An 8,789-nucleotide genomic window follows, 5' to 3' on the forward strand; every position below is an offset into this window, starting at 1 on the left:
AAGCAGCATCTGTCTTTTATATTAATTCCATATTTTTCATAAAATGGCATGGTGATTTTTTAATTTCCATAGCGCGTTGACAGCGTTGCTATTATTTTCTCCGCACTACTTAGGGCCAGCATCATATTGTTAAGCGCTTTATAATTATCAGGTGTTTGCTGTAGAGACAATTGTTGGGAAATTAATAACTTCCCATTTGCCAGCAACGTCCTCTTCTGTTGGATTTTTTTCGCGTCATATTTAATAGCGTCTTCCAGTTCAGTAATGTGCGACATTCATTCATCCCCTAATCCTTAAAAATTCATGGGTATATGGATTAAATTGTTAGATTTTAGTAATGATATACCTTGCTCCCCAATAAAAATAACTTTATAGCCATTCGCCAGTACCGTCCCTTGCTGTAAGCGTAATCCATTAGCTAATTGCACGAATCCTGAAAGTTTATTTCCGCCATAGCTGACTATTGCAGCAGGAAGAAGCTGAGCGGTTTGATCTGACGTGGGGATATTCTGATACCTCACCGCCAGAAAGTCCGGTTGTTGCCGGGCCAATGCTGTCAACATCTCCATCAGTTGTTGTTGTTGGCTGAGCGACAATATACCGCTGATAATGATTTCCTTATTACTTGGCGCCATGCTGAGATAACCTAATAACCCCAGTTCCCTTAAGCGCTCAACTAATTGTGCAATTTTCCCATCATGGCTATTAATAACCACCCAGCCCTTTAACCCCGCCACTGTCGCCAGTGTTTCCTGAACTTTTAACCATTGCCCCCCCATTTCAATAGCACCATGGATTGTGATATGCCCTGGATATTTCCCCGTGTCGACCTCTATATCCTGATAGCCATACTGGTGTAATACATCCTTGACGCTACTGAGCAGATGGTCATCACAGACTAATTGATTACGAAAGACAATACGGTTAAGAACCAGGAAATTCTGCAACTTAATCACTGCGGGTGATGAGCTACAGTGACCACTCAAAACAACACTGCCATCTAATAACCAGTTTTCTTTTATCCCCTGTAAAGCAGGTTGTTTTAACTGCTCTGAGAGTTGTGTTGGAATATCAGGAGGAAGATAAGCTAGTAGCGCTTTTGGCTGCTGTATAAACCAGAATATAACTACCGATAGCAGTAACAATAGGATAAATACCAGTACAGATAAGCAGAGTAATAAGCGTGGCCGAGCGCGAGGGATATAATGAATATCACTTAAAATATCGTCCACCTCGCCAACAACCAAGATTAATCCCCCGGTTTCAATCGCCTGTCCGAGTGGGAGTTTCTGCTGTAAATCATGCCGCTCCCCCTTAACCCAGACATCCCCAGATGTCTGCAAAGTTATGTGCTCATCACTTATTCTCAAGGTCAATATTTGCCCCTGAGGTAAGGGTAATAATACGTCGCACTGCTGACCCCCTAGCGTAAACTCCCCCTCAGGTAACATCAGCTCACGCCCATTAAGTTCACCATTTAACAGGCGGAGTTTAAACCGTACTGCCATGCTATTCCCCTGTATTAACCGGTACAGCTTTGATCAGAAATAACCTGACAACACTGTGAGATTGCTTATCAGTGCTGCGAAATAACCCACCTAATAATGGAATATCGCCCAGTAGCGGTATTTTATTTTGCGACTCAATTTGTTTATCCTGGATGAAGCCACCCAATAACAGACTTTGCCCAACACGCAACGTAGCTTGTGTTGAGATATCTGAATTTTGTATTTCCGGTAACGGTTCACTACTGCTTATCGGCGCCTGCTGTTGCCCATCCTGAATGTTAAGATTAAGCAAAACTTCTTTTACACCATCGGCATCAATCATTCTCGGTGTCACTCGCAATAATGACCCAGAGGTGATCGATTCAAGTTTTGCCACTTTATCGCCTTGCAACTTGGTATAAAACGTTACGTTTTTATCCAGTACCGCCTGAATATTATTTAGGGTGACCACCGAAGGGCGTGATAAGACTCTGGCACGTGAATTCTTTTGTAACGCATTTAAGCGAACCATAAAGTTCCCAGTATCACCAATTACAGTGGAGAAACCATCAGCACTATTTTTCCCCGAATTACTATTAAACGAGATACCCGCGCCACCAATGGAAGTGGATGCAGACCAATCGATACCAAGCTGGCTAATATCTCCGGCATCAACATCAATAATGGTCACTGATATTTCTATTTGAACTGGCCGCTGATCCAACTGAGCGATCAAACTACGATAGACCGGCATATTGACCTGGCGATCACGGATAATAATTGCGTTTTGCCGAGGATCAGCCGAGAAAAGAGGCATGCTGGTATGCGCCTCATCTTGTTCTTTTCCTGCAACTAACGGCAGACTATTGCCCTGACTCATCTCGCGCAATACGCTGACTAAGCCCGGTAATTTAACTTGCTGATCACGATACTGATAATTAGAGTCAGCCGCAGAGGCATATTTTAGCTGGAAGACTTTCACTGTTTCTTTATTTTGGTTTTGCTTACGGGCTTGAGACGAAAGCATGTTGCTCAATGTCGTCACCCGTTCAATACAGATAGGAACACCCGTAACCTCAATAGCATCCAGACGAGAAATAGCCTTTATTGCACAGTTTTTTCCTGCGGCTACTCCGCTATGTTGTAGATACTTGATTAAAGTTGTCGTTGATAATCCATCTGGCGATATAAATTCCCTGCGGATGGCTTGAGCTTTGTAAAAATAGAGTATTTCACCATCATAGTACCAGGTAAGATTGTATAGACCGGCTAATTCAGCCAGGATTGCTTCTGGTGTTTTGTCGCGAATCTTCCCACTAAAGTGTTCGTTTATTTCCGGGCTAATGACTACCGGGATACCATAATTCATCCCTAAATCTTTTAATAGGTTAGATACACTCATACCCCGGCTATAAATAAAGAAAGGCTCTCCTTGCCAGGGAATAGCTTGACCATGGGCCAGTGACACTGAAAACAGTAATATTAAACTGGCAAGTTCTTTCATGAGATAACCTTGCTGACATACTTCTTCGGTTTGGTTAAGACGTTTGCCTGGGAGGTACTCAATGTGGCGACCAAACCGCTTAAATGCTGAATAACGGCATGAATTTGTTCTAATTTCNTCGAGAGTTCTTGATTCTCACCGGCGATCCTCTCGCTATTATCAAGTGTATATCGCCCCCATAACCACCAATTGCCATCGTTAAACTGTAAAGCAAAATCCTGCGTATTCTCCAGCGCCACCAGCATAAGTGCAATATATCGAATAACAGTATTGGATATCATTTTTCTCTCAATAAAAAAAACACCAATACAAATAGAATGATGGTAATCCATCGCTTTGGCAGGAATTCCTTTCAACGTGAATTGAACAATATTAATATCTGATAGATCAATGTCGTTAACTAAGGGTTGTCTCTTCAACATTTCAAGCATCGGCGGTAACTCCTGCATCAGTACGATTTAATTATCCTCCGTAATTAAATATTCGTTATAAGGTAAAAACCTGATTTACTCTTTTTACAGAACTAAATGAATCTATAACGAGCAGTAATGAAATCAGTGTATTTCTTGATATCAAATTTTGGCTGTGGCGTACTAAAAAAAAACAGTCAGGTGACTTTATGGAAAACTCATCATCACTCGTCACTCGATTGACACTATTACTGGGCATGACCTTAATGGCCATATGGCTTATTTCAATTGCGGCCATGGCATTCTTCTCATATGAGGATACACGCCAACGTTTGGTGAATGAATTAACCCACATGGCATCATTACGCGCAGATTTAAGTAATTACCAATTTGAAGGCGCGGAACGGGACGCAACCGCATTGATCAGTCGCCAGACAAGTTACCAAGCCACCTGGCGATTGCCGATTAGACGTACAGATGATGATCAGAGCGACAATATTCCTTTTAGTTCAGGAATGTGTAATGCCATCCAATCCAGACATGACCTTCGCATTGCTCAGGCTTATGGAACTTCTGGTCAAACTTATTATCTCGACAGTTTCACGATTAAAAACAAAGAAGGTATTACCATATTCAGACCACAGGCGGTATCAAATAACTATTTGAACCAGCGACGTAAAGAATTACTTTTACTGCCAATATTTCCTACCCATGACAATATTTTTTGGGGGATGCCGACTTATAGCCCACAACGAGGCTGGCATGTTTCTGTTGCCGCATGTGATCACGCCGGTTCATTAGCTGGATTCTCATTAAAACTGAATGAGTTGGTGACGGATAATCAGCCAGTTGAACAGAGAGATATTAATTTATGGTTGGATAAGAGTGGCGAGTTGTTACCGATATCTCAGCAAAATATACCTTCGCATCAGTTACATGAGATTCTTCGCCAGCTAAAAGACCGAAATTTACATGATGGTTGGCAACAAACACCTGATTATTTGGTATTAAGAACCCAGTTAAAAGGCCCCGGTTGGCAACAGTTAGTTATTTATCCCCGCGTCGGTTTTGCCTGGGAAGCGGCCAAGCCCGCATTACATCAACTCCCCTTTGCACTGGCTATTTTGCTGCTACTTACGTTAGTGCTCTCTTTATTACTGCGATATTACCTCGCTATTCCCCTATGGAACTTCATCAATATAATTGGTGCCACCGGCCCACAAGCGATGGAGCCGCGTTTACCAGTGAAACGCATGGATGAGTTAGGGCAGATTGCTCGTGCTTATAACAACTTGCTAGACACCTTGAATGAGCAGTACGACACCCTTGAAATGAAAGTAAAGGAACGTACTCTGGCACTGGCAAAATCAAAACAGCTGGCCGAACAGGCTAATCGCCGTAAGAGTGTCCATCTAACCACCATCAGTCATGAAATTCGTACCCCTTTAAATGGCACGCTAGGTGCTGTTGAGTTATTACAAAATACCCCACTGACCTGCGAGCAATATCGGTTGGCCGAGACCGCTCGCCAGTGCTCACATTCTTTACTGATGATAGTTAACAACCTGTTGGATTTTTCACGTATTGAGTCGGGGCAAATGGCCTTGTCTCAAGAGAAAACCGCCTTATTGCCCTTATTGGATCAGGCCATGTTAACTATTCATAGCCAGGCCTTGAGTAAAGCCATCACCCTCTCTACTTACGTCAGTTCGGATGTGCCGCTGGAACTGGAGTTGGACCAACAACGCTTAAAGCAGATTCTGGTTAACTTATTGGGCAATGCCGTTAAATTCACGCAATGTGGCCATATTAAGCTCAATGTAGTCCGTAAGGGCCAGCAGCTCTGCTTCACTGTTGAAGATACCGGCTGTGGTATTGATTTGCAGCTTCAACAAGAGATATTCCACCCTTTTGTCCAGACCCATGAGCACGGGCAGGGAACGGGGTTGGGACTAACTATTGCAGATAATCTGGCAAGAATGATGGGGGGCAATATTACACTTTTTAGCCTACCAGACCACGGTAGTCGCTTCTCATTAAGTCTGCCATTTTGTGGGAAAATAGTGCTCAAACCGTTTAAAGGTGAAATATGTGCACCACAGCCATTACATGCTCAATTATCTTCGTGGGGGATAACCTGCCCGCCAGAGGGTAATCAATCAGTACACCTGTCGCAGACCCCCTTTAACGATAAAGAGCTGTGCTACCTACCCGGTCGCTTATATAGCAACGTTAAAAAGCATCTTAACGGAGAGAAGCAGCCCGCCTCATCTCAGCAAGAGATACCACATGCTCTCCCACTACAACCTTGGCATATGACCATATTGTTAGTCGATGATGCTGAAACCAATCGAGATATCACCGGCATGATGCTGCGCCAATTGGGGCATCAAGTGACTCTGGCAGAGAGTGGCGAAATCGCACTACGCCTCGGCCAAACGCAGCGTTTTGATCTGGTGCTGATGGATATTCGTATGCCAGGTATGGATGGGCTGGCAACAACCCGCTATTGGCGTGATGATGCGAACAACCAGGATAATCGCTGCATGATTACGGCATTAAGTGCCAATACCAATCCTGAGGAAAAGATAAGGGCCAGTCAGGCAGGGATGAATCATTATCTCTCTAAACCGGTGACTTTCAGCCAACTGGCAGAAGTACTGGATCTGACGGCACAATTCCAGCTCGAACGCGGGGTAACACTCTCCCCCCAGTTATCAACACCGAGGCCACTATTGAATCTGGCTGACAGCTCATTGCGTCTTAACCTATTACAATCATTGCAACTATTAGTGCAGCAGGGGAGAGAGTCTCTCACCCATACCCCCACGTTATCGCATCAGCTTCACACCTTAAAAGGCTGTGCCGGGCAAGCGGGCCTTACTGAGTTACAAGACGCTGTAATTCAGCTGGAAATAGCAGTCGAAAATCATGAACTCATTACACAGCAAGATATCGATCACCTCGACGAGATAATCCATTTGCTGTTTCAACCGCGGGAGCCCCGCGACACCATTTCAATCGTCAGGTAAAGGGAACAACTTTATGAATACGAAATTACTGATTGTCGACGATCATGAACTAATCATTAATGGCATTAAAAATATGCTGGCAGCTTATCCACGTTATCAGATTGTTGGCCAAGCTGATAATGGGCTGGATGTATACAATTTGTGCCGCCAAACAGAGCCAGACATTGCGATTATAGATCTCGGATTGCCCGGTATGGATGGCCTTGATGTCATTATTCAACTGCTTCGCCGCTGGCCGACGATGAAGATTCTGGCATTAACAGCCCGCCATGAGGAACATCACGCCAGCAAAACGTTAAGCAGTGGCGCACTAGGTTATGTTCTGAAAAAAAGCCCACAGCAAATTCTGCTGGCAGCCATTCAAACGGTTGCGGCGGGTAAACGTTATATTGACCCTGCACTCAATAGTTCTCTGGTTAATAAACTGGCACAAGGTAGCGATGCCCGCCAACCGGTGCTAACGCCACGGGAGCGACAGATCCTAAAACTTATTACCGAAGGTGCCTGTAACCGTATTATCGCAACTCACCTTTCCATCAGCCAAAAAACTGTAGAAACCCACCGCCTTAATATGATGAAAAAACTGGATGTGCACAAAGTCGCTGAGCTTATCCATTGGTCATACCGCTTAGGACTAAATGAATAATGTCACTGGTGTTTTATTGATGATAGACACAAATAAAAACCCCCTATCAGTATCTCACTAATAGGGGGCCGACAAATATCAATGCTCAACTCCAAGCAGCGAATGAATCAGCCCGAATGAACTTATATGAGTAAGTTATTCGGGCCAATACGAATGACTAACATCACCGGAGCATCAAGGGTAAAGAGTATTAGCCTTGGCTAACCGGCGTCTGTTTCGGTGCAAATAACGCTTTCTCATATGCCTTGGCTTTTTTATGGTCAAACTGATGTTCCCACTTAGCAATAACCAGCACTGCTAATGCATTCCCCACCACATTCAGTGCAGTACGTGCCATATCCAGAATACGGTCCACACCGGCGATAAAGGCCAAACCTTCCAGTGGAATACCTACACTGCCTAGCGTTGCTAACAAGACAACAAACGAGACTCCCGGAACACCGGCAATCCCTTTAGAGGTCACCATTAAGGTTAGGACCAGAATGATCTCTTGCCCAATGGACAGCTCGATACCATATAACTGGGCAATAAATATGGCGGCAATACTCTGATAAAGGGTAGAACCATCTAAGTTGAAGGAATAGCCCGTCGGAACCACAAAGCTGGTAATCGATTTTGGCGCGCCATAGGCTTCCATTTTCTCGATGATTCGCGGCAATACAGTTTCTGAACTGGCGGTAGAGTAAGCTAAAATCAGCTCATCTTTCAAAATTCGAATCAAGGTCCAGATCCGTAATTTACATAATCTGGCAACGGTGCCCAGCACGACCAGTGCAAAAAATAGAATCGCGGCGTAAACCAAAATAACCAGCTTGGCCAATGGAATAAGCGAGGCAAAACCAAAATTGGCAACCGTCACCGAGATCAAGCCAAACACCCCGATAGGCGCATAGCGCATAATCATATGAGTGACTTTGAACATGCTTTCAGAAATTGCTTTAAACACATTCAACAGTGGCTCTTTGGTTTCTTTTGGCAATGAAGACAGCCCTAAACCAAACAACACTGAGAAGAAGATAATTGGCAACATATCGCCTTTCGCCATGGAAGCGAAGACGTTGGCAGGAATGAGCGACAATATAGTGCTCACCAGGCTGTGGCTACCACTTTGTACTTGCTCAGTGGTCTTTTCATACTGGGAGATATCGACCACCGTCAATGCCGACATATCAATGCCGTGCCCCGGTTGAAACACATTCGCCAAGGTGATCCCAACAATAATGGCGATGGTAGTGATAACTTCGAAATAGATAATGGTTTTCAGGCCAATTCGCCCAAGCTTCTTCGCATCACCAACACCAGCAATACCCACGATCAAGGTCGAAATAACTATCGGTACAACAATCATTTTAATTAAGCGGATGAAGATATCACCTGCCGGACTTAAAATATTACTAACTAACCACTCTCTGGATTCAATTTGATTATGCAGAACCGCACCAACCAAAATACCTAATACCAGCGCAATGAGTATTTGCCAGGCCAGACCTATTTTTACACTTTTCATACCCTAAAAATTCCTCAAAGCATCCTATAAAATGCAAGTTACCAAGCATTTCAAATAGAATACTTAATCATTAAATACGGGGCTATAGTTGATAAAACGTATGGTTCAGCCTCCCGCCAGCCGACCACGTTATAAATCAGTATCATTTCTGGACACTCTTCTGCAAGCCTTGTTTACACTAAGCCCACATGATGCTGAGGCAT

General features: G+C 44.0%; 7 protein-coding genes. 2 read left to right on the top strand and 5 right to left on the bottom strand.

Annotated elements, in window-relative coordinates:
* Positions 1-59: 59 nt before the first annotated feature.
* The 4 genes from V1952_RS17200 to V1952_RS17215 are packed head-to-tail and all read right to left on the bottom strand — an operon-like array spanning position 60 to position 3,422.
* Positions 60-275: an EscE/YscE/SsaE family type III secretion system needle protein co-chaperone gene (locus tag V1952_RS17200; protein ID WP_420072139.1), complete on the bottom strand. Its 216-nt coding sequence runs from the start codon at positions 273-275 to the stop codon at positions 60-62.
* Positions 276-293: 18 nt separating this feature from the next.
* Positions 294-1,508 carry a type III secretion system inner membrane ring subunit SctD gene (gene sctD / locus V1952_RS17205; protein ID WP_420075193.1) on the bottom strand — a complete coding sequence of 405 codons (1,215 nt, stop codon included), beginning with the start codon at positions 1,506-1,508 and terminating at the stop codon, positions 294-296.
* 1 nt (position 1,509) lies between these two features.
* The gene (locus tag V1952_RS17210) at positions 1,510-2,991 is read right to left on the bottom strand and encodes an EscC/YscC/HrcC family type III secretion system outer membrane ring protein (protein WP_372559997.1); all 1,482 of its coding nucleotides are present in this window, start codon (positions 2,989-2,991) and stop codon (positions 1,510-1,512) included.
* Positions 2,988-3,422 (bottom strand): hypothetical protein, encoded by a 435-nt coding sequence (locus tag V1952_RS17215; protein WP_420075194.1) that lies wholly within the window; start codon positions 3,420-3,422, stop codon positions 2,988-2,990. Before V1952_RS17215 ends, V1952_RS17210 begins: the two co-directional genes overlap by 4 nt.
* A gap of 188 nt (positions 3,423-3,610) precedes the next feature.
* Between V1952_RS17215 and V1952_RS17220 the strand changes: the two genes are divergently transcribed.
* Together V1952_RS17220 and V1952_RS17225 are read left to right on the top strand one after the other, a co-directional pair.
* Entirely contained in the window at positions 3,611-6,433 is a 2,823-nt protein-coding gene (locus V1952_RS17220; protein WP_420075195.1) for a two component system sensor kinase, read from the top strand.
* A gap of 13 nt (positions 6,434-6,446) precedes the next feature.
* The gene (locus tag V1952_RS17225; protein ID WP_372560000.1) at positions 6,447-7,079 is read left to right on the top strand and encodes a two component system response regulator; all 633 of its coding nucleotides are present in this window, start codon (positions 6,447-6,449) and stop codon (positions 7,077-7,079) included.
* A gap of 190 nt (positions 7,080-7,269) precedes the next feature.
* Here the strand turns inward: V1952_RS17225 and gltP are convergent, their stop codons facing one another.
* Entirely contained in the window at positions 7,270-8,586 is a 1,317-nt protein-coding gene (gene gltP / locus V1952_RS17230; RefSeq protein ID WP_372560001.1) for a glutamate/aspartate:proton symporter GltP, read from the bottom strand.
* Between the last annotated feature and the right edge of the window lie 203 nt (positions 8,587-8,789).

Origin of the sequence: Yersinia sp. 2542 StPb PI, assembly GCF_048593855.1 — a bacterium.
Classification (GTDB): Bacteria; Pseudomonadota; Gammaproteobacteria; order Enterobacterales; family Enterobacteriaceae; genus Yersinia; species Yersinia enterocolitica_E.